Genomic DNA, 20,673 nt, shown 5'->3' with positions numbered 1-20,673 from the left:
AGACTAGAACCGGTAGGTCTCACGCGCGTTGAGATCTACCAGTTTTTCTATTGGCAAGCTTGCTTCTTGCAACATTCGCACAACCATCGACCAATAGTCGCTATAGCTCATAGAGAGCGAAATCAGCGGAAAGTTGGAAGCGACCATCACCCTACTCTCACCAAAAATAGAAACAACCAATTCAACTGTCTGCTTAACCGTCGAAGCACTAAACGATCGATCTAGCATCTCAAAACCAGAGCATTTAACTTTTAGATTGGCTAATCCCGAGAGCCTTTCAAGCCCCGCAAGCCAATGCTCTCGTTCTGCATCAGGCAAAGCAGATGAACCGAAACCCTGATGGTTAAGAACAACTGCAAGGGTCGGAAACTGCTTAAATAGATTTAATACCTGCTCAACATGATCAACATGAGCAACATCAAACTGCAGTTCAAACATAAGGTCAGCCTGCTCTAAACTTCGCAAATTGGGCTGCGTATTTGGGTTACTAAGAATCGTATCAATCTGATCATCAAAAATATGTCTAACACCCACAAGAGAAGTGCGTTTAGACAATTCAGATAGCTGCTGATTAAACTGATCAGGGCTTACACAGAGGTCAACACAACCCACTGTCTTGGTAGGCAAAGTTGCTTGGGACTCAATCCAATCCACTTCCAGCCAAGATTTTGAATTATTAAAGCCCGCCTCTATATGAGTGTATCCAGATAGGCTTAGTCCATCAGAGAGCAACAGATCAGACTCACCAAAATTCCTGAGTAGTTTTGATTTATCAGGCCAGTACGGAGCTGAGTTTGGCTGTAACCAACCATACTCACCCGCTACAAGATTAAATAGATGAAGGTGCGGATCGGTAATTCTGATCATTAGCGTGCAGTATATCCGCCATCAATCGGCAGCAGAGCGCCAGTAACAAATCCAGCCTCATCACTGGCAAGATAAGCGACCATTGCAGCCACCTCATTGGGTTGCCCAATGCGCCCGATAGGCTGCTCATTTGCCTCAGCCTGATGCACTTCAGCAATATCTGCACCTGAGCGAGCACAATATGCCTCAACCGCCTTAGTGTAGAGCGGCGTCTCTATCGTACCTGGGCAGACAATATTGGAGCGAATATTAAACTGGGCGTAATCGATAGCAGTGGTTTTGGCGAGTGAAGCCAGAGCGTGCTTAGTCATGTTGTAAGCACAGGAGTTAGATTTAGCGACTGAAGATTGATCTGAACCGACAAAAATGATCGAGCCACCCTGCGCTTTCATATGGGGAACAGCAGCCTGAACGAGGGAGAAAGCGCCCTTCACGTTCAGATCAAACATCGAAATGAAATCCGCTTCGGTCGTATTCTCAATATTAGCCGAAAGGTGACGCCCAGCATTAGAGACAACAACGTCGATGCTGTGCTTAGCAGCGATTTGATTAACAGCGTTAGTTACCGCTTGATGATCGGTCACATCGCAGATCAACGTCTCGCCCACTGAACCTTGGCTGATATCTAGGTTAAAGACCCTATCACCCAGCTTAGTAAAGCGCTCAGCAATCGCTAAACCAATCCCCGAAGCACCACCTGTAATTACGACTGATCGCTGCATAACATACCTTTCTAAACTGAATAAGTATTGTAACCATCAGTAGTCTGACCCGTCTATCGAGTAAGAGCTAGCAATAGATTTCTTCTACTTTTATTTCTCAGAAAATGTACTAATCTAAAGTTTCATGAAAAGAGCGATCTACTATGTCTGCCAAATCACCAGAACTAAACTACACAATGCGGGTCGGGTTTATCCCTCGCCTCGGCTCGTCAATCCCCAACGATCCCGTTAATTGGGCAATTGATCAACTGAGTTACAACAAACCACTTAAATCGCCGGCTGCAAATCGGAGTACAGATCCAGCCTTCGAAGAGTGGCCAGCCCATTTAGATCCAGGATTAAAAGAGCGCTTAATCAATGTATGGCGTTGGGACGAAGCAAGGGAGTCGCTCAGAAAAAAGCATGCAAATGAGGAGCGACTTTTAAGAGAGAAGTTGGATGAGGCTCAGTTCAAATATGACCTCAGGTGGTTTGATGCAGCCAAATTTAATCACTATGGAGCATACGGTGAGGACCCCGTTAGACAACGTCTTGGGCACTTCTGGTTCAACCATTTCACAATTGGCTCGTATGACTCTTTTTACACAGCGGGTGATTTTTACGAGCATCGTATTTTAGAAAATTTGAACGGTAGCTTTGCTGATCTACTCTATGATGCGACCACGCACTACTCGATGCTACGTTATCTCGATAATGTCGATAACGTATCACCCAATTCTGAGCAAGGACGCCATCGAAGACAAGAAGGCAAACAGGTCGGTCTTAATGACAATTTAGCCCGCGAAATCATGGAGCTGCATAGCTGCTCTCCTGCTCAAGGCTATACAGAAGATGACATTCACAACGCGGCAAGAATACTGGCCGGATGGGGAGACTATGCATTTAACCCACGCTGGGCCTATCAAGAGTGGAAAAGTGCTGATTACCCCTACATTAAAAAACGAGCCGACACTGGAACTAAAGTGGTTATGGGTAAGAAATATGGTCGTGGCAGCTCTGCGCTTAAAGAGTTTACTAATGACCTAGCCGCTCTGGATAAAACGCGCGAGTACATCTGTCATAAACTGGCACTGCACTTTATCAGTGACGAACCCAGTAAAAAGGTCACTCAAGCACTAGAAAATAGCTGGAAAAACTCCAATGGCAACCTGCTTGCAGTACATACAACACTCTTAGAGCTAGCCTGGAGTGAAGGAGAAAACAAAGTCCTATGGCCTAGCCATTGGCTATTCAACATTGTAAGAGCCGCTGATGCCCACTATTTTGATAGTCACCAAGACATTACCTCTTGGCAGATGGGGCGCGAGGTGGTTAAACCGATGAGAGAGCTCGGCAACAGTTTTTGGGAAGAGCGCCAGCCGAACGGTTTCCCTCTCAAATCTAGAGAGTGGATAAGCCTAGAGCACCTTGATAGGCGTGTGCGATTTGCTCAATCCGTCTGGAACAGAGCTTTTGTTACCGCCAAACCTAAAGAGATTATGGATCACCTACAGGTTCCTCTGAGCTATCAATCAAAGGTGATGGAATTTGGTCAGGGACATGAGCAATTCATTGCGTTAACTGTGAACCGCTGGATGATGGAGGTCTAACATGAAACGTAGAGACTTTTTGAAATTGACAGGCGGTTCATTAGCACTTGCGTCTGTCCCAACCTGGGCGCGTTCCATCAACCCAAATCGACGCTTAGTCGTCTTCTTGCTGGAGGGCGGTCTAGATGGCCTAAGTGCATTAGTACCCAAAGCTGAAGGCGCTCTGGAGAGCCACAGGGAATCGTTATTACCTACCTCACTTCTGGATCTCAATAGTCATTGGGCATTAGACCCATCGCTTCGTAATACGCACAAACTGATGCTGAGTCAGGACATACTTGGAGTCCATGCAACCAGTTTCCCTTACACCAAACGTTCCCATTTTGAGGGGCAAAACTTCATACAGGGTGCTGGCAAAGCCCCCTTTACTGAGAGCACTGGTTGGATAGGTCGAGGCTTAGATTTAGTCAACTACGGTGGACGGGCGATGAGCTTGGATACCCCTCTTCTACTAAGAGGAACGACCAGCATCGACAACTACTATCCGGCTCATGTAAAGGGCGCCTACAACCCCTCTTCCGATCTCTTAAAAAGAATTCACTCAGGTCTTTCAGAACAGTGGCAAACCACCAATGAAAAACTGATCGCTAGGGTGACTAAAAACACCTACCAATCCAATGATCGAAGCCCGAATGCGTTAGCGCGAGAAGCCGGCAAAGCACTATCACAAAAGGATGGCCCCATCGCCGCATTGATTCGACTAGGGGGGTATGACACTCATGCAGGACAAGGATCTCGTTTAGGATCTAAGCTAACTGAGCTGGATCTATGTATCAGTTCATTAAAAGATTCACTCGGTGAGGCCTGGGATAACACGACATTTATTACTCTCACAGAGTTTGGAAGAACCGTCAAAGTGAATGGCAGCAGCGGCTCTGACCATGGCTACGGCACCTGCATGTTCATTGGGGGTGGCGCCGTTAATGGTGGCGCGGTACTGGCTGACTGGCCCGGATTGGCAAAGAGCGACCTATTTGAGCGGCGCGACCTGATGGCTACTTTGGATTCAAGAAGCCTGTGTGCAGCAGCACTAGAACACACACTTGGCCTTGAGCATGATGAAATCGCGGAACGCGTATTTTTTGAGCCCAACCTAAAACGAGTTACCGACAGGATATACCTATGAAGCTAGCCTATCTGGTGGTCATTACCGCTATGCTGGCTGGATGCCAATCAGCACCACAAAAACCCAACGGAACCGTTTCTGTTGAACGAATTAAAATCGAGTCGCAAACTTATCAAGAGGGAATTCACCGATACCCTGTCGATGCCAAATTATTAAAACCCAAACTGAGCATTGCACAACAGCAACTAGCGAAACGAGAAGCTGAAAAAGAGCGGAATCGCAAACGCAACTCAGAAATGGCCGAGGATGTTAAACAAGCCTCAAAATTTTATGCCGAAAAAGATGGCTGGTTCACATGGGTTACAGATCAAAAGCGATTCACAGCCGCGCCCAATTTAAAATCCAAACCGATGCGACTTTTGATGGCTGATGGCAGAGAACAGCTCGTTAAAGGACAACTCGGCAACAGACAAATCGAAGCCCGCGCAAAGGTGATTCATTTTGGGGTATTAACAGACCGAAGCGTCATGTTGATTATTGCCCCGACTAACAGCACTCCGGGCTCTGAAACGAGCATATCTATATTCAATGATGCAGTTGCAGCCTGTGGAACCGCATTACCTTACGCCTTTGGAGATATTCACTTTATCTCCAAAACCACAAACCCTGCTGTGGCTGCTAAACAGGCATGCATCGTAGAAAAAACTCAACATGATCAATTCTTAAAAGTCTTTTACAACAACGCACTCTCTATCGAGCAACAGGTTGAAGGGGCTGAGTTGGAGTTGGGACTCTCCTCATAAAAAACAACCACTCAGCTCTGATGAGCTGAGTGGTTAACACAGAGCGAGACAGTTAACGATTAGCCAACCAAGACTCTAGATCGTCAGCTCCACCCACTCGCTGACCATCAATGAATACCTGAGGGGTGGTTCCCTGCCCCGTGACAGCCGCTAGCGTTGAGTAACTTAGGCCTTTTGCACCTAGGTTTATCTCTTCGTAGCTGAAACCAGCCTCACTCAATGCTTTTTTAGCACGCGAACAATGTGGACAACCCGGTTTGGTGAAGACAGTTACGCGTTTTGGCTGCTCTGCATTCGCATTGATGTATTTCAACATGGTGTCAGCGTCAGACACTTTAAATGGGTCGCCTGGCACATCAGGCTCGATGAACATCTTTTCAATGACGCCATCTTTAACCAGCATCGAGTAGCGCCAGCTGCGTTTGCCAAAGCCAAGATCAGCTTTATCAACCAACATGCCCATTCCCTCAGTGAACTCTCCGTTACCGTCTGGAAGCATTAAGATATTCTCAGCACCCTGATCACCCGCCCAGGCATCCATGACAAAGGGATCGTTCACTGATAGACAGATGATGCTATCCACACCCTCTTTTGCAAACACAGGTGCTAACTCGTTATAACGAGGTAAGTGGGTACTTGAGCAGGTTGGCGTGAACGCACCTGGCAGCGCAAATACGACAACAGTCTTCTCTTTGAAAAGATCACTTGAAGTCACTTTAGCCCACTCGTTATTCACTCGAATTGGGAACGTCACCTCTGGAACATTTAAACCTTCACGATTTTTCATCTCTTACTCCTGTGAGCCTGTAGCTCGTTTATTCATTTGATAGAGAAAAGATATCGAAATACATGCTTTTAATAAAATTAATTAAAACTAATCGTTCAATTTGCTTTAGCTATTTACAAGATTTTTCAAGCCGTACACTCCCTCCTTCTGATAAAATGCGCGCATACAGAATATTGAGGACACCCAGTGTTTAACGAATTAAAAATCAGCGACCGTCTTTTAAAGGCGCTCGATCAACTTAACATTACCGAACCAACCGACGTTCAGAAAGAGACCATCCCTGCAGCACTTGCCGGTAAAGATCTTCTTGTCGGCGCTGAGACAGGTAGTGGTAAAACACTGGCGTTTGTCATTCCGATGCTGCAAAAGCTGATTGATAATCCAAAGCCGAGCTCTGGCACACGTGGCTTGATACTTGCACCAACGCGTGAACTTGCTGAGCAGGTTGAGAAGATGTTCTCAGATCTTGCCGCGTTTACTCAGGTTAAAATTCAGAGCGTTTGTGGTGGCGAGAACTGGAGCAACCAAACGGCTCGCCTTCGCAAAAACCCAGAAGTTATTGTTGGCACACCTGGTCGTCTTAAAGAGCACCTCGAACGAGGCACGATGGATTTTGATGATCTTGAGTTTCTAGTGCTTGATGAAGCGGACCGTATGCTCGACATGGGTTTCAAAGATGAGATGGGCTACATCATCGATGCCTGTCCTGAGAAGCGTCAGACCCTTTTGCTATCAGCAACACTTAACCATAAGAACCTTGAATCAATCATCAAGGTAGGTTTGAACGATCCACAGCGACTGCAACTCGCTACTGCACAAGATGCCGTCGACACTATTACTCAACAGATGATTCTGGCGGACAACCCTGCTCACAAAGAGCGCATTGTGCTTTGGCTTACTGAAAACGAAGAGTACGACAAGGGCATTATCTTCTGTAACACGCGCGTATTCGCCGAGGAGCTTGGCGAGCGTTTGATGAAGCAAGGGATGCGTGTCGGCGTTCTACATGGTGAATTAGAGCAACCAGAGCGTAAGCGCATTCTCAACCTCTTCCGTGAGGGACGAATCAACCACCTAGTCGCTACAGATGTTGCAGCACGCGGCCTAGATATCGAAGGTGTCGATCTGGTCATCAACTTCGATATGGCACGTAAGGGCGATGAGTATGTTCACCGTATTGGCCGAAGTGGCCGCCAGGGCCGTCAAGGATTGGCGATCAACCTAATCATGTCTAGCGAGTGGAATCTTGCTGCGACTATACAGCGTTATCTTCGTGTGACATTTGAGCAGCGTGTTATCCAAGGTCTAAAGGGTCACTACAAAGGACCTGAAAAGGTTCGTAAGAATGGCCGTAGTGTCGGTACCAAGCGCAAAAAAGATGACAAGAAAGGGAAGACCGATAACAAACCGAAGGTTAAGAATCGTGCCCGCGATCAAAAGCATGTGGGCAAGCGTCGTCAACCTTCTGCTGTAAGCCTTGGCGATGGCAATGCACCGATGATGAAGCGTAAACCTGGCCAGAACTTAGATTTAGATTAATGAGTAAAACACTACCCACTTTTTATTTATCACATGGTTCACCTCTGGATGCGCTAGTTTTTGGCCGTTCCGAACAGGAGCGTTTGGATGCACTAGCGGCATACCCAACACCGCGCGCCATTCTGATCATGTCTCCGCACTGGTTTACCTCAAGCCTTAAGCTGACCGCGAGTGAACAGCCAGAGACGATTCATGACTTTTACGGTTTTCCGGATGAGCTTTTTGCCATTCAGTATCCAGTCAAAGGTGACAAAGAGCTGGCGATCTACGCTCAATCACTACTCTCTTTTGAGGGGTTAGCTGCTGAACTCGATAGCGAGCGCGGTTTAGACCATGGCGTTTGGGCACCCTTACGCCATCTATACCCTAATACTGACATTCCTGTTGTTGCTCTTTCAATGCCAAGAACCAGCACACCTAAATCGCTCTACAAAATAGGTTACGCGCTGCGCTCACTTCGTGAGATTGGTGTCTTAATCGTAGGTTCTGGTAGCACAACTCACAACCTACGTGATGTGCGCCAGCCTGGCCAACCAGCTTATGTCACCGCTTTTCCAGAGTGGCTTAAGAGTCGAATTGAACGTCATGACCTTGCGAAGCTGCTCGATTACAGAGCCAATGCCCCTTACGCACAGGCAGCACACCCAACCGACGAACATCTCTTGCCACTCTACTTTGCAATGGGTGCAGCAGGCGACCAGTGGACCGATTTCCAACACATGAACGATGAGATTCGCCACAGCGCAATCGCAATGGATTCATGGATGTTTGGCATCAATGCTTAGCAAACTGTTCAAAAGCCCAGCGACTCAACTGATCTCCATTATTGAGAAGGATCGATTAACCGATCTGAAAGGGGTTACAGGTAAACTAAGCAGCTCAGATATTGAGTCTTGTAACGCCCTTCAGAAAGCGACGGAACTCGCTCGAGTTTCAATTCTTGAGCAACTTCTCAAACTCTACCCAGAGTCTGCAAAAAAGAGTGCCGAAGAGTTAGTCGCTATCGCACTTAATAACAACGAATCGTTAACACTGCTCACCACACTATTTAAGGGTGGCGTTCCTGCTAACACAGAGGTGAATGGCATGCCGGCCATTCTGCATACCCTCCATCTGAATAACGACCAGCTGATGCTTCACCTCAATCGATTTAATCAGTTCGGTATCAGCTTAAGCGAACACCCCGAGCTACTATCTGACGCCTTACAAAAAGGGAATAGAGCGCTGATCAAACTCCTAATAGATTCAGGTGTTGAGCCTTTACCAAATCAACTAGCTGAACTGGATGTGGCGCTACGCGACTACACCGAAAGATTGCTTTCAGACAAAAAACTTCGCGATAGCTGGCTGTAAAACTTCCTTCTCACTCAATCTGATGTATTCTGCTCCCATAAATAAATTCAGCGTTTAGGTTACTGCGTGCGATTACTGCTTATCTCTCTCTTTTCGCTATTTTTAAGCCTGATCCTCATCATGAGTGGCAACGCCTATCTGATGACATTGATTGGTGTGCAGCTAGGCATCCAAGGTATCGCTTCAGCAACCATTGGTTACATTATGGTTGGCTACTCGGTGGGCTTTGTGGGCGGAGCATTCTTTGCACCCAAACTGCTAATGCGAGTCGGCCATATTCGAAGCTTTGCGGCCCTTGCAAGCATTACAGCGATGGCGGCAATTACCTACCCTCTGATCGACAATGTATGGTTATGGGCTCTCCTTCGCTTAATCGGCGGCTTTGCTGTAGCAGCTCTGTTCGTTGCGATAGAGAGCTGGATTAGTGCAGTTTCATCAAACGATAACCGTGCAAGGCTCTTAGCCTTGTATTCGATTGCTGCATACTCCGCATCAGCAGGCGGACAGCTTCTCATTCAGCCAGGCCTTAATGCTGGCTCTAATGCGGCTTACATCTTTGCAGCGCTACTGTTGATGGCGTCCGTTATCCCACTCTCGATCTCACGCCTGCAGTCGCCGCCTATTGAACCCTCTGAGAACATGAGCCTTAAAAAGCTCTGGAACATCACCTCACTTGGCGTGCTAACGGCCATGTCAGCAGGTGCATTGATTGGTGGTTTCTATAGCCTTACCCCGCTCTTTGCGACACTCATTGGCTTTAGCACTTCACAAGTGGGTTTGCTTATGTCGGCTTCAGTCTTCAGTGCAATGATCTTGGCTTGGCCGATTGGTTGGATCTGTGATCGCGTAGAACGCAGTCGCGTACTTTTCGTTTCAGCGATAGTCGCAGGTGTTGCAGCTCTGTTAGTCACTATTTCGTCAGAGTTGCCTTTTACCCTTGTCGCAATCCTACTCTCAATCTTCATGGCGTTAATTGCCAGCATCTACTCTATAGCCGTTGCCTTAACCAATGATCTAGTGGACCCATCTGAGCGAGTACCTGCAAGCTCTGCGTTGATGCTAAGTTACGGGATTGGCAGCATCATCGGGCCACTAAGCGGCGCTTGGTTAATGGAGTTTATTGGCACTCCGATGCTATTTGCAGGTTTCGCCAGCACATTGTTTGGCCTAGCAATCTTTACCCTCTACAGACGTAATCAACAGACACCGATACCAGTAGAAGATCAAGAGCAGTTCGTTGTAACCGTCCCTGAAGCACAGGTTGTGACAGAGCTTGACCCACGTTCTGAAGAGCAGGAAGAGATTCCTATCGAGGAGCTATTTCCAGAAGAGATGAGTCAATCTGCTGAAGATGATATCCAACGCCCCGAGGATGAGCTGAATGAACATCATCAGGAAATAGACTCAAAAGCGGGCTCATACAGGGACTTAGATAGGGATATAGAAGAAGAGAACCACCGCGTGGTTTAAACCGGAAGTGGTATATCTTGTTTTGCAAATTCCATCAGTGGGCAGCGGTTCATAACCACCTGAAGACCAGCAGCCACAGCTCGGCTTGCAGCCTCCTCATTGATCACACCTAACTGCATCCAAACAGCAGGTAGATTCAACGCAATCGCTTCATCAATAATTTCGCCAGCTGCTTCAGCATTGATAAAGAGGTCGACGAAATCGACTGCACAAGGCAGATCTGCCAAAGAGCCATAGACTGTTTCGCCCAACAGATCCTCTCCTGCCATACGCGGATTAACGGGAATTACTCGATAGCCTCGCTCTTTAAGAGCAAACATGACGCGATAACTATCGCGGTGCGTCTTAGCACTTGCACCTACCAAAGCGATGACACGCGCTTCAGTGAGTAGACGGTTAATATCTGCTTGATCGTTAATCACCACACACCTCACAACTACTCTTTTTAGGAAGTTTTACCGTATGAAACTCCATACGCAGTGCATCTATAAGGAGCAACCTACCCACTGAAGGTTGTCCAACGTTCGCCAACACTTTCAGCGCCTCTGCAGCCTGAATAGTGCCCACGATACCCACTAGTGGTGCAAAGACGCCTGAGTTAGAACAGTTTTGCTCAACGCTTGAATCAGGCGGGTAGAGACACTCATAACAAGGGGCTTCGGGCACTCTTGGATCAAATACCGAAACCTGCCCTTCAAATCGAATAGCGGCGCCAGAGACCAAAGGTTTAAGCTGAGCACGGCACACACGATTCAGCGCATGACGAGTTTTAAAGTTATCACTGCAGTCGATCACCAAATCGACACTTGCGACCAACTCTTGCATTCGTGACTCTTCAAGACGCTCTGGAAAGGCCTCTACCTGAGTCAGAGGATTAACATCAGCGATCGCATGTTTGGCTGAATCTACTTTGTACTCATCAATACGCGCTTGGGTGTGAATGATCTGGCGCTGTAAATTACTTAACTCAACGCGATCATCATCAACCAACAACAACTTACCAACACCCGCTGTTGCCAGGTAGAGCGCAACTGGGCTTCCCAACCCGCCTAGACCCACGATTAATACAGAAGAGTTTAGCCAACACGCCTGCCCAGCTGCATCGACCTCAGGCAGCATTAGGTGGCGACTGTATTGTAAAAGTTGATCATCAGTTAACATTTGCTTCTCCAACATCCCCCAGAGACTCGTGGGTTACCGCCAAAATCTTCTCGCATGACTAGGTTTGAAAACCCACGCTCTGCAAGTCGTTTAGCTACCGTTTCTGCTTGATCATACCCATGTTCCATTAATAACCAACCCCCTTCAGCTAGATAGTTGGGTGCGTTATCGATTATGTAATGGAGATCTGCCAAACCCCGCTCATCTGCCACCAGCGCAGATGAGGGCTCATAAACCAAATCACCTTGATTTAGATGAGGGTCAACTGGGTCTATGTAGGGCGGATTTGAGACTATAAGTTGGTAGCGCCCTGATAATGGGTCAAACCACGAACCTTCAAAAACAGTCATATTCGCAGCACCAAGTCGCACTGCATTTTTACGGGCTAACAGCACCGCTTCTAGAATACGATCACAGGCTTCAACACGCCAATTTGGATGTTCGAGCGCTAATGCCAGCGCTATGGCACCGGTTCCTGTTCCTAAATCAACAACTCGGGCATCCAGACTATCAACCAGCTCTAGCGCTGTTTCGACAAGTACTTCTGTATCTGAGCGCGGAATAAGGGTGGATGGATTAACCTCAAGATCAAAATTCCAGAACCCGCGAGAACCTGTGATATGAGCGATAGGCCGCCCTTGAAGGCGCTGATTAAACAGTTCAAGGAAATGACTTTGCTGATCAGGGCTGAGCTCTCGATCAGGCCAGGTGCGCAGATAGGTACGATCCTTTCCAAGCACCTCACACAAGAGGTACTCAACATCAGCTCGAGCAGATTCACTTGGCAACTCCGTCGCTTTAGCAAGCGCCTGCTCGATGCGCATCGTTTACTCCCCAGAGAGCGCCGACAGCTGCTCTGCTTGATACTCTTGCAGCAGCGGATTTAGAACATCATCCAAATCACCCTCAACAACCTCACTGAGTTTGTATAACGTCAGGTTGATTCGATGATCAGTGATACGCCCTTGCGGGTAGTTGTAGGTGCGAATTCGCTCTGAACGATCACCACTACCTACCAGACTCTTACGCGTACTGGCCTGTTCGGCATGGACACGATCCGCTTCAGCTTGCTGGAGTCTAGATGCAAGAAGCGCCATCGCTTTAGAGCGGTTCTTATGTTGCGATCGCTCCTCCTGACACTCAACCACTAGACCTGTAGGAATGTGGGTGATTCGAATAGCGGAGTCCGTTTTGTTGACGTGCTGACCGCCCGCACCTGAGGCACGGTAGGTATCTACACGAAGGTCAGCTTTATTGATCTCAATAGCTGCCGACTCATCCATCTCTGGCATTACCGCCACGGTACATGCAGATGTGTGAATGCGCCCTTGAGATTCAGTTGCAGGCACTCGTTGTACACGGTGCGCACCCGACTCAAACTTCAAACGCGAGTAGACAGCATCGCCACTGATGCGCGTGATGATCTCTTTATATCCGCCATGTTCGCCCTCGTTCTCGCTAATAACTTCAACGCGCCAGCCAACTTTTTCAGCATAACGTGAGTACATACGAAACAGATCCCCAGCAAAGATAGCAGCTTCATCACCACCTGTGCCTGCACGGACTTCCAAGAATACGTTGCGACCATCATTAGGGTCTTTCGGAAGCATCAAAATCTGCAACTCATCCTCTAGACGAGCTTCCTTTGCTTTTGCCTCTTTCAGCTCTTCCTGTGCCATTTCACGAAGATCAGCATCATCCTCAGCCATCATTAACTGAGCAGTCTCCTGATCCTCAACCGCCAACTGCCACTGCTTAAACGTTTCAACAACGGGCTCAAGTTCAGCGTACTCTCGCGAGTAGTCACGAAACTGATTTTGATTAGAGATAACACCTGGATCACTCAATAGCGCTGCCAACTCTTCAAAACGGTCAACGAGCGATTCCAGTCGATGCTGTATCGATTCTTTCATGATGATTTTCCGACGCTAATCTTTCGACAGCGAGTTCAGTTGAAATAGTTCTTGAGCAGCATCTTGAAGATCTTGGCGACCCTCTGCAGAGGCGCGACGCATCTGCACACTTGGCTCATGGAGAAATTTATTGGTGAGGTTATTTGCTAAACGCTTAAGAAGCTCATCCGCAGGTTTACCCAGCGCTAGCTGATGCAGTGCCTTTTCCAGTTCATCATTCGCGAGCGACTGATACTGATTACGCAGGGCCGTTAACGAATCAACCGCTTCAAGTTCACGTAGCTGACGCATAAATGCCTCTGCGCCCGCTTCAATCAGCTCTTCAGCTTCAGCGGCAGCATCCATGCGCGAGCGCTGATTCTCTTCAATCACTTCGGTAAGATCATCAACAGTGTAGAGATAGACATCCTCGAGCTCACCCACTTCGGTTTCAATATCACGTGGTACTGCGATATCAACCATAAACATAGGGCGATGACGACGTTTTTTAAGCGCACTCTCCACGCTCCCTTTGCCAAGAATCGGCAACTGCGAAGCGGTAGATGAGATCAGGATATCGGCATTTGGAAGCGCTTGCGGAATATCAGAAAATTCAATCGCCTTACCATTCACTTCATCAGCCAGAGCTAAGGCACGAGAGAGTGTACGGTTGGCAATGGTGATTGATTTCACACCAGCTTGCTTCAAATGACGCGCGACCAGTTCGATGGTTTCGCCTGCGCCAATCAGCAGTGCATGTGAATCGCGAAGATCAGCGAAAATATGCTGGGCAAGACTTACCGCGGCATAGGCAACAGAGACTGGGTTTTGACCAATACTTGTTTCCGTACGAACCTGCTTAGCCACACTGAATGTCTGTCTAAAAAGACGACCCAACTCAGAATGCGCTTTACCGGCATCTTGCGAAACAGAGAAGGCACTTTTAAGTTGCCCTAGAATTTGCGGTTCACCAAGCACCAATGAATCGAGGCCAGACGCCACACGCATCATATGGCGGGCTGCTCCAAGGTCCCAGTGTTCGTAGATACAGCTCTCTAACTGCCCTACATCTAAACCGTGATACTGCGCCAACCAGCCAAGGAGACGTTTTGACTCCTCCTCTTTCAGGCTACAGTAAAGCTCAGTGCGGTTACATGTCGATAGGATAGCTGCCTCTTCGAGGCCAGCAGCCTGGCAAGCCTGCTGAACGGCATCAACAAGCTTTTCCGGAGCAAAGGAGACGCGCTCCCTAATCTCAACCGGGGCGGTCTTGTGATTTATACCTAAGGCAAGCAGAGCCATTGTGCGCAAAATATCCTGTGTATTCGAAGTCGCTAATGATACACATTTAGCCTGTCAGTAATAAGTAGAAATGTCATAAGTTTAGGGATTCAGCATGACATCAATGCAAGCTTTTTCTATAGTGCAGGGAGTCGTTTTTCTATTGCCACCCGTATTAACGCTAAGGTAACTATTAACGTGGACTCAAAGTTGCGAGTTTTTTATATTTTTAGCGCTCTTCTCTCAGCAGCCATATTGGCTGGCTGCACCCCTGTCAAAAGCGGCGTAAATACAACAAGCAATCAGCAAAATCCAATCTATGAACCTGGCCAACTCAACAGCGAATCCTTGCTAGATATTCTCAGTGCGGAGTTGTATGGCCAGAACCATGACTTTGAATCATCTTATTCCCTCTATTTTAAGCAGGCACAGTTGAACCGCAGCGCCGAACTTGCCGAACGAGCAACTCGTATAGCTCAGTTCATAAGAAGCACCCCCAAGGTGATTGAGGCAGCTGAACTTTGGCAGAAGCTTGCTACTGAAAACACCCTACCTGGACAGATACTGCTCAACATTTACCTACATGAACAACGATATGACGAAGCCTTTGCTCTGCTAGAGAAACGTGCTTCGCTCACAGATGAAACGCTAAATTTACTTGATAGCCATCGCGCCACCATGACTGAAAAGGGTCTTCTTACAACGCTCGACTATCTATCTGCAAAAACAGCAGTCGACCAGGTAGAGTTAACTCTTCTTAAAGCTCGAATAGAGCGTCAGCTAAACAAGTTAGCGGATGCCGTAAAAACCTTAAATAGTGGCTTAGAGTTAGCTCCAAACAACCCCAATTTGATGCTGGATAAAGCAAGAATTATTGGCTTTGAGCTAGATCAAAAAGAGGAGTCTTTAAAACTGACTCGGGCTGCATTAAAAGCCAACCCAGGCCATCGAGAGCTGCGCGCTTTTGAGATCCGATTAATGCTTGAACTTGAGCCGCAAAAGGTTGAAAAACGCGTTGATCAAGCTATAAAAATAGCAAATCAAGACCCTCAATTGATTTATTACTACGCCGTTTTGATGTTAGAAAACAGCCAACCCACTCTCTCTCTAAAGTGGACCAATCTACTGCTTGAACAAGATCCTGAGCGCAAAGAGCTTTTGCTCTACAGAGGGATAGCTAAGCAACAGCTCAATGACAAAGAGGGTGCGCTTGCAGATTTTGCATCAGTCCCAAGCGGCGATGCACTAATCAACGCTTTTACTCGCACCAGCCAGTTACTTGAAAGCAGAGACGATGCTGATGACCTTCTAGCGCGAATGAACGCAGCAATTCTCAAAGACCCAGAGAGAATTGAAACACTCGTACATATCGCAAGTGATTGGTTGATTGAGAAAGATCTGCGCAGTCGCGCCGTTGATCTTCTCGATACTCAATTAAAGGCAGTGCCGGGTTCAACCAGCCTCATCTATGCGCTCGCGATGGCCTATGACGGCATAGATACAGATAAAATGCTGAATACATTTGAGAAAGCACTGGCTCTGGATCCGGAGAATCCAAGCCTACAAAACGCCTATGGCTACACACTATTAATTCACAGCACTCGTTTTAATGAGGCGTTTGAGCTCATCAAATCAGCGCTTAAAGCCCAACCGAATGATGCAGCAACGATCGACTCTTACGGTTGGGCACTCTTCAAGTTAGAGAGATTTGATGAGGCGATAACCTATCTTCAAAGAGCATTTGACGAACATCCTGATCCAGAGGTGGCTGGCCATTTGATTCAGGCACTCGCTGCTTCCGGCGAAAAAGAGAAGGCTGTCGAGCTTCTCCAGAAAATGGAACAGCAGCATCCAGATAATAAGTTTTTGATTGAGGCAAAAGAGTGGCTAGGTATCTAAAATTTCTCGCTATCGCCCTGTTATCCCCAATAATTACGGGCTGTTTAGATAGCAAGCCACAAGCGCCAGATCAGGCTACAACCATGAAGGTAAAGTCTGCATTTACCACCCAGGGTAAGATAGGCATACGCACACCTAATATTAGTGAAAGCGCACGGTTCACTTGGGATCAACAGGTTGCGAACTATGATATCGCTTTACACGATCCCTTTGGACGACAGGTGATGCACCTTACGGGCCAACCGGGACTTGCAAAGCTTCAATTGGAGAGCGAAGAGCAGACCTACCTTGCAGAGTCTGCATCAGAACTGATGAACCAATTACTTGGCTGGGAGGTTCCTGTTGAACACGCTCTATTCTGGATACAAGGTCAGCCAGACCCAAACAGTTTATTCACGCGACTTAATGCCACCAGTTTTGAACAATCCAACTGGCAAGTTTCTACACTTGACCAGCTACTTCTCTCCTCTGGAGAAACTGCCCCTCGAAAGATCAAACTGAGTAAAGATCAGCTCTCACTCACTCTGATACTCACTGATTGGCAATTCCCGCAATAAAACTGGGCAAAAAACGACCACTAGGGGTTTGAATTTAGCGCCCTCTAATTTATAATTCGCGCCTCTTAAAACAGGTGGGACGCCACCAGAAAAGAAGATTTAGGGGTATCGCCAAGTTGGTAAGGCACGGGATTCTGATTCCCGCATGCGCAGGTTCGAGTCCTGCTACCCCTGCCATATGATGATGACAGACCCTCTATCAACAACTTCATCCACTAACCCCGTAGATTACGAGAAGGTATTCGCCGTGTCTAAGATGATGGTTTTTACAGGCAACGCTAACCCAGTGTTGGCTGAAAAAGTAGCTGAGCGCCTAGATATTCCGCTTGGCAAAGCAAACGTGACCCGTTTCAGTGACGGTGAAGTTAGCGTTGAGATCCAAGAGAACGTGCGTGGTAAAGACGTATTTATTATTCAGTCTACCTGTGCACCGACTAACGACAACCTCATGGAGTTGATGGTCTTCATCGATGCGATTCGTCGCGCTTCTGCAACGCGTATTACTGCTGTAATCCCATACTTTGGTTACGCACGCCAGGATCGTCGTCCACGTTCGGCTCGAGTACCTATCAGTGCGAAAGTGGTTGCCACTATGATTACAACAGTGGGCGTTGACCGCGTACTGACAGTCGATCTTCACGCTGACCAGATTCAGGGCTTCTTCGATATCCCAGTGGATAACGTATACGGTTCACCTGTTCTGCTTGATGACATCATTGACCAGAACTACGACGACATCGTTGTTGTATCACCAGACGTGGGTGGTGTAGTACGTGCTCGTGCCGTTGCAAAACAGCTAGATTCAGACCTTGCAATCATCGACAAACGTCGTGAAAAAGCGAATGAGTCACAGGTAATGAACCTGATCGGTGATGTTGAAGGCCGTACATGTATTCTTGTCGATGACATGTGTGATACCGCTGGCACGCTTTGCAAAGCAGCTAAAGCGCTTAAAGAGAAAGGTGCTAAGCGCGTAGTCTCTTACGTAACACACGCAGTACTTTCAGGTCCTGCAATCGACAATATTTCGAATTCAGTGCTAGATGAGATGGTTGTTACTGACACCATTCCACTTAGCGAAGCAGCGCAATCTTGTGGAAAAATCCGCCAGCTTTCGCTTGCTCCGATGTTGGCAGAAGCGGTACGCCGTGTCTGCAACGAAGAATCGATCAGCGCAATGTTCCGTTAAGGAATAGCTGATTGCGGTGGTTTATCCACCAATTAGAGCCCAACGGGCAGACAAACTGTATTGATCTGGTCGCGGATCAATGCAGTTTTTAACTTATATAGGTATATAAAATGTCTAAATACACAATGATCGTTACCGCACGTGAAGACCAGGGGAAAGGTGCGAGCCGCCGCCTGCGTCGTGAAGGTCTAGTACCAGCAATCGTTTACGGTTCAACTACACCACTAAGCGTAAGCCTAAGCGCTAACGAACTAAACAAAGCTCTGCAGGATGATGCGTTCTACTCATCTCCAATCAATCTTGAGCTAGATGGTAAGAATAACGTTGTTATCCTTAAGGATCTTCAGCGCCACCCATCTAAGCCAGTGATTCTTCACGCAGACTTCCAGCGCATCAGCGATAAGCAGCGCATCAAGATCCGCGTTCCACTACAGTTCATCAACTTCGAAAAATCAGCTGCTGCTAAAGCATCTGCTAAATTCGCAGCTGAATCTGCTGTAGTAGAAGTAACATGTCTTGCTAAAGACCTACCTGAGTTCGTTACTTGTGACCTATCTCAGATCCAGTCTGGCCAGATCGCTCACTTGTCAGATATCGATCTGCCAAAAGGTGTTGAGATCGTTGCTCTACGTCGCGGTGAAGACCACGACCAGGGTATCGGCTACTGTTACTCGCCACGCGGCGCTAAAACAGCGGGCTAATAGCCTAGCAACGCACTGGCATGGATCGTATCAGCCTCATAGTCGGCCTGGGTAACCCTGGCGCAGAGTATGACCAGACACGACACAATGCCGGTGCTGAGTTTGTTGAGCAGCTTGCTGCTCAACACAACTCACCACTCTCGCCCAACAAGAACTATTTTGGGCTCTATAGCAAAGTCATAATTGATGGTCATCCTGTACATCTCCTTGTACCCACCACCTTTATGAACCGCTCCGGCAAAGCCGTTGCAGCGCTTGCTAACTTCTTTAAGATTCCAGTGGAATCCATTTTGGTTGCTCACGATGAGCTCGACCTACCACCCGGTGTTGCTCGCTTGAAAAAGGGCGGAGGCCATGGTGGTCATAATGGACTTCGCGACATTATTTCCCAGATGGGTAATAACAAAGATTTCTACCGCCTGAGAGTTGGCATAGGCCATCCAGGAAACGCCTCTTTGGTTGCGGGTTTCGTTCTTAAAAAAGCACCTGGTGCAGAGCGTGATAGAACCCAACAGGCGATTGAGGAGTCGCTCCGCTATCTTCCTACCGTACTTTCAGGGGATTTAGCCAAAGCGATGAATAACTTACATAGCTTTAACGCTTCAGCATAAATAGGACAGAACCATGGGTTTCAAATGTGGCATTGTTGGTCTTCCCAACGTCGGCAAATCAACGCTTTTCAACGCTCTGACAAAAGCAGGCATTGATGCAGAGAACTTCCCTTTCTGTACTATTGAGCCAAACTCAGGGATCGTTCCAATGCCCGACCCTCGCCTAGATGCTCTTGCCGAGATTGTTAAGCCAGAACGCATTCTACCAACGACCATGGAGTTCGTGGACATTGCTGGTCTTGTAGCAGGCGCATCTCGTGGTGAAGGCCTTGGCAACAAGTTCCTCGCTAACATCCGTGAAACCGACGCAATTGCACACGTAGTTCGTTGTTTTGAAGATGATAACGTCATCCACGTCGCTAACCGCATCCACCCAATTGAAGATATCGAGACTATCAACCTAGAGCTTGCCCTGGCGGATCTTGAGTCTTGTGAGAAACAACTTCAGCGTGTCCAGCGTACAGCTAAAGGCGGCGATAAAGAGTCTGTTAAACAGCGTGATCTACTTGAAAAACTAATCCCTCATCTGTCAGAGGGACAACCAGTTCGCGGGCTTGATCTGTCTGAAGATGAGCAGAAAACTGCTAAAGGCTTTCACCTGCTAACCACTAAACCAACGATGTACATCGCAAACGTCTCTGAAGATGGTTTCGAGAACAACCCACACCTTGACGCTGTTCGCGAGTTCGCAGCTAAAGAGAACGCAGAAGTGGTGGCGATCTGTAACAAGCTAGAGTCTGAAATTTCTGAGCTTGATGACGATGAAAAACTCGAATTCCTTCAAGAGATGGGCATGTCAGAAGCGGGTCTTGACCGTGTAATTCGTGCCGGCTATTCACTACTGGGCCTACAGACCTACTTCACTGCAGGTGTTAAAGAGGTTCGCGCTTGGACGATCAAGATCGGCGCAACCGCACCAAATGCGGCAGGCGTGATCCACACCGATTTCGAGAAGGGCTTCATTCGTGCCGAGACAATTAGCTACGATGACTTCATCGCATTCAAGGGTGAGAAAGGTGCAAAAGAGGCGGGTAAAGCGCGCCTAGAGGGCAAGGAGTACATCGTTAAAGATGGCGATGTAATCCACTTCCGTTTCAACGTGTAAATTAAAGGTCCGCGAAAACGCCTTTTTAGGTTTTTCCCTTTGAATCTATTGACATAGAGGCCTATAGAGGGAATAATTCGC

General features: G+C 47.7%; 21 protein-coding genes and 1 tRNA gene. 14 read left to right on the top strand and 8 right to left on the bottom strand.

The window, feature by feature from the left end; genetic code table 11:
- Nucleotides 1–3 precede the first annotated feature (3 nt).
- A complete protein-coding gene (locus HH196_RS00365; protein ID WP_169450137.1) occupies nt 4–867 on the bottom strand; it encodes an amidohydrolase in 864 nt (287 codons plus the stop codon).
- Nucleotides 867–1,589 carry an SDR family NAD(P)-dependent oxidoreductase gene (locus HH196_RS00360; RefSeq protein ID WP_169450136.1) on the bottom strand — a complete coding sequence of 241 codons (723 nt, stop codon included), beginning with the start codon at nt 1,587–1,589 and terminating at the stop codon, nt 867–869. The genes HH196_RS00365 and HH196_RS00360 overlap by 1 nt, the downstream gene beginning before the upstream one ends.
- 143 nt (nt 1,590–1,732) lie before the next feature.
- Between HH196_RS00360 and HH196_RS00355 the strand changes: the two genes are divergently transcribed.
- The 3 genes from HH196_RS00355 to HH196_RS00345 are packed head-to-tail and all read left to right on the top strand — an operon-like array spanning nt 1,733 to nt 5,047.
- Complete coding sequence (locus HH196_RS00355; protein WP_169450135.1) at nt 1,733–3,178, top strand: DUF1800 family protein; 1,446 nt, start codon at nt 1,733–1,735, stop codon at nt 3,176–3,178.
- Nucleotide 3,179: 1 nt separating this feature from the next.
- Complete coding sequence (locus tag HH196_RS00350) at nt 3,180–4,304, top strand: DUF1501 domain-containing protein (RefSeq protein WP_169450134.1); 1,125 nt, start codon at nt 3,180–3,182, stop codon at nt 4,302–4,304.
- The gene (locus HH196_RS00345; RefSeq protein WP_169450133.1) at nt 4,301–5,047 is read left to right on the top strand and encodes a hypothetical protein; all 747 of its coding nucleotides are present in this window, start codon (nt 4,301–4,303) and stop codon (nt 5,045–5,047) included. The genes HH196_RS00350 and HH196_RS00345 overlap by 4 nt, the downstream gene beginning before the upstream one ends.
- Nucleotides 5,048–5,099: 52 nt before the next feature.
- On the opposite strand, the gene HH196_RS00340 is transcribed toward HH196_RS00345, so the two are convergent.
- Nucleotides 5,100–5,834 carry a glutathione peroxidase gene (locus tag HH196_RS00340; protein ID WP_169450132.1) on the bottom strand — a complete coding sequence of 245 codons (735 nt, stop codon included), beginning with the start codon at nt 5,832–5,834 and terminating at the stop codon, nt 5,100–5,102.
- A gap of 186 nt (nt 5,835–6,020) precedes the next feature.
- Here HH196_RS00340 and HH196_RS00335 point away from each other — a divergent pair, with 186 nt between their 5' ends.
- The 4 genes from HH196_RS00335 (at nt 6,021) to HH196_RS00320 (ending at nt 10,196) form a co-directional block, all read left to right on the top strand.
- Complete coding sequence (locus HH196_RS00335; RefSeq protein WP_169450131.1) at nt 6,021–7,373, top strand: DEAD/DEAH box helicase; 1,353 nt, start codon at nt 6,021–6,023, stop codon at nt 7,371–7,373.
- Nucleotides 7,373–8,158, top strand: a complete 786-nt coding sequence (locus HH196_RS00330) for a class III extradiol ring-cleavage dioxygenase (protein ID WP_169450130.1) — start codon at nt 7,373–7,375, stop codon at nt 8,156–8,158. Before HH196_RS00335 ends, HH196_RS00330 begins: the two co-directional genes overlap by 1 nt.
- Nucleotides 8,151–8,726 carry a hypothetical protein gene (locus tag HH196_RS00325; RefSeq protein ID WP_169450129.1) on the top strand — a complete coding sequence of 192 codons (576 nt, stop codon included), beginning with the start codon at nt 8,151–8,153 and terminating at the stop codon, nt 8,724–8,726. Before HH196_RS00330 ends, HH196_RS00325 begins: the two co-directional genes overlap by 8 nt.
- Before the next feature lie 66 nt (nt 8,727–8,792).
- On the top strand, nt 8,793–10,196 hold the full coding sequence (locus tag HH196_RS00320) for an MFS transporter (RefSeq protein ID WP_169450128.1): 1,404 nt from the start codon (nt 8,793–8,795) through the stop codon (nt 10,194–10,196).
- Here HH196_RS00320 and HH196_RS00315 read toward each other — a convergent pair.
- From HH196_RS00315 to hemA, 5 genes are read right to left on the bottom strand one after another with little or no spacing between them, the layout of a single operon-like run.
- A complete protein-coding gene (locus tag HH196_RS00315; RefSeq protein ID WP_169450127.1) occupies nt 10,193–10,618 on the bottom strand; it encodes a CoA-binding protein in 426 nt (141 codons plus the stop codon). The genes HH196_RS00320 and HH196_RS00315 overlap by 4 nt on opposite strands.
- Nucleotides 10,611–11,357: a molybdopterin-synthase adenylyltransferase MoeB gene (locus HH196_RS00310; protein ID WP_169450126.1), complete on the bottom strand. Its 747-nt coding sequence runs from the start codon at nt 11,355–11,357 to the stop codon at nt 10,611–10,613. Before HH196_RS00310 ends, HH196_RS00315 begins: the two co-directional genes overlap by 8 nt.
- Complete coding sequence (prmC, locus tag HH196_RS00305; protein WP_169450125.1) at nt 11,351–12,181, bottom strand: peptide chain release factor N(5)-glutamine methyltransferase; 831 nt, start codon at nt 12,179–12,181, stop codon at nt 11,351–11,353. Before prmC ends, HH196_RS00310 begins: the two co-directional genes overlap by 7 nt.
- A 3-nt stretch (nt 12,182–12,184) precedes the next feature.
- Nucleotides 12,185–13,270, bottom strand: coding sequence for a peptide chain release factor 1 (gene prfA / locus HH196_RS00300; RefSeq protein ID WP_169450124.1), 1,086 nt, complete (start codon nt 13,268–13,270; stop codon nt 12,185–12,187).
- Nucleotides 13,271–13,285: 15 nt separating this feature from the next.
- Nucleotides 13,286–14,551, bottom strand: coding sequence for a glutamyl-tRNA reductase (hemA, locus tag HH196_RS00295; RefSeq protein WP_169450123.1), 1,266 nt, complete (start codon nt 14,549–14,551; stop codon nt 13,286–13,288).
- A gap of 234 nt (nt 14,552–14,785) precedes the next feature.
- Here hemA and HH196_RS00290 point away from each other — a divergent pair, with 234 nt between their 5' ends.
- The 7 genes from HH196_RS00290 (at nt 14,786) to ychF (ending at nt 20,592) form a co-directional block, all read left to right on the top strand.
- A complete protein-coding gene (locus HH196_RS00290; RefSeq protein ID WP_169450122.1) occupies nt 14,786–16,429 on the top strand; it encodes a tetratricopeptide repeat protein in 1,644 nt (547 codons plus the stop codon).
- Entirely contained in the window at nt 16,414–16,986 is a 573-nt protein-coding gene (gene lolB / locus HH196_RS00285; RefSeq protein WP_169450121.1) for a lipoprotein insertase outer membrane protein LolB, read from the top strand. Before HH196_RS00290 ends, lolB begins: the two co-directional genes overlap by 16 nt.
- A 101-nt stretch (nt 16,987–17,087) precedes the next feature.
- A tRNA-Gln gene (locus tag HH196_RS00280) sits at nt 17,088–17,163 on the top strand.
- Nucleotides 17,164–17,233: 70 nt separating this feature from the next.
- Nucleotides 17,234–18,175, top strand: a complete 942-nt coding sequence (locus HH196_RS00275) for a ribose-phosphate pyrophosphokinase (RefSeq protein ID WP_169450120.1) — start codon at nt 17,234–17,236, stop codon at nt 18,173–18,175.
- A gap of 110 nt (nt 18,176–18,285) precedes the next feature.
- A complete protein-coding gene (locus tag HH196_RS00270; protein WP_169450119.1) occupies nt 18,286–18,876 on the top strand; it encodes a 50S ribosomal protein L25/general stress protein Ctc in 591 nt (196 codons plus the stop codon).
- A gap of 20 nt (nt 18,877–18,896) precedes the next feature.
- Complete coding sequence (gene pth / locus HH196_RS00265; protein WP_169450118.1) at nt 18,897–19,487, top strand: aminoacyl-tRNA hydrolase; 591 nt, start codon at nt 18,897–18,899, stop codon at nt 19,485–19,487.
- Nucleotides 19,488–19,500: 13 nt separating this feature from the next.
- Nucleotides 19,501–20,592, top strand: coding sequence for a redox-regulated ATPase YchF (gene ychF, locus HH196_RS00260; protein ID WP_169450117.1), 1,092 nt, complete (start codon nt 19,501–19,503; stop codon nt 20,590–20,592).
- Nucleotides 20,593–20,673 lie beyond the last annotated feature (81 nt).

This window comes from Marinobacterium sp. LSUCC0821 (assembly GCF_012848475.1).
Taxonomy (GTDB): Bacteria; Pseudomonadota; Gammaproteobacteria; order Pseudomonadales; family Balneatricaceae; genus Marinobacterium_E.
Note: the sequence above shows the minus strand (reverse complement) of the source record. Positions and strands in the feature narration are given on the sequence as shown.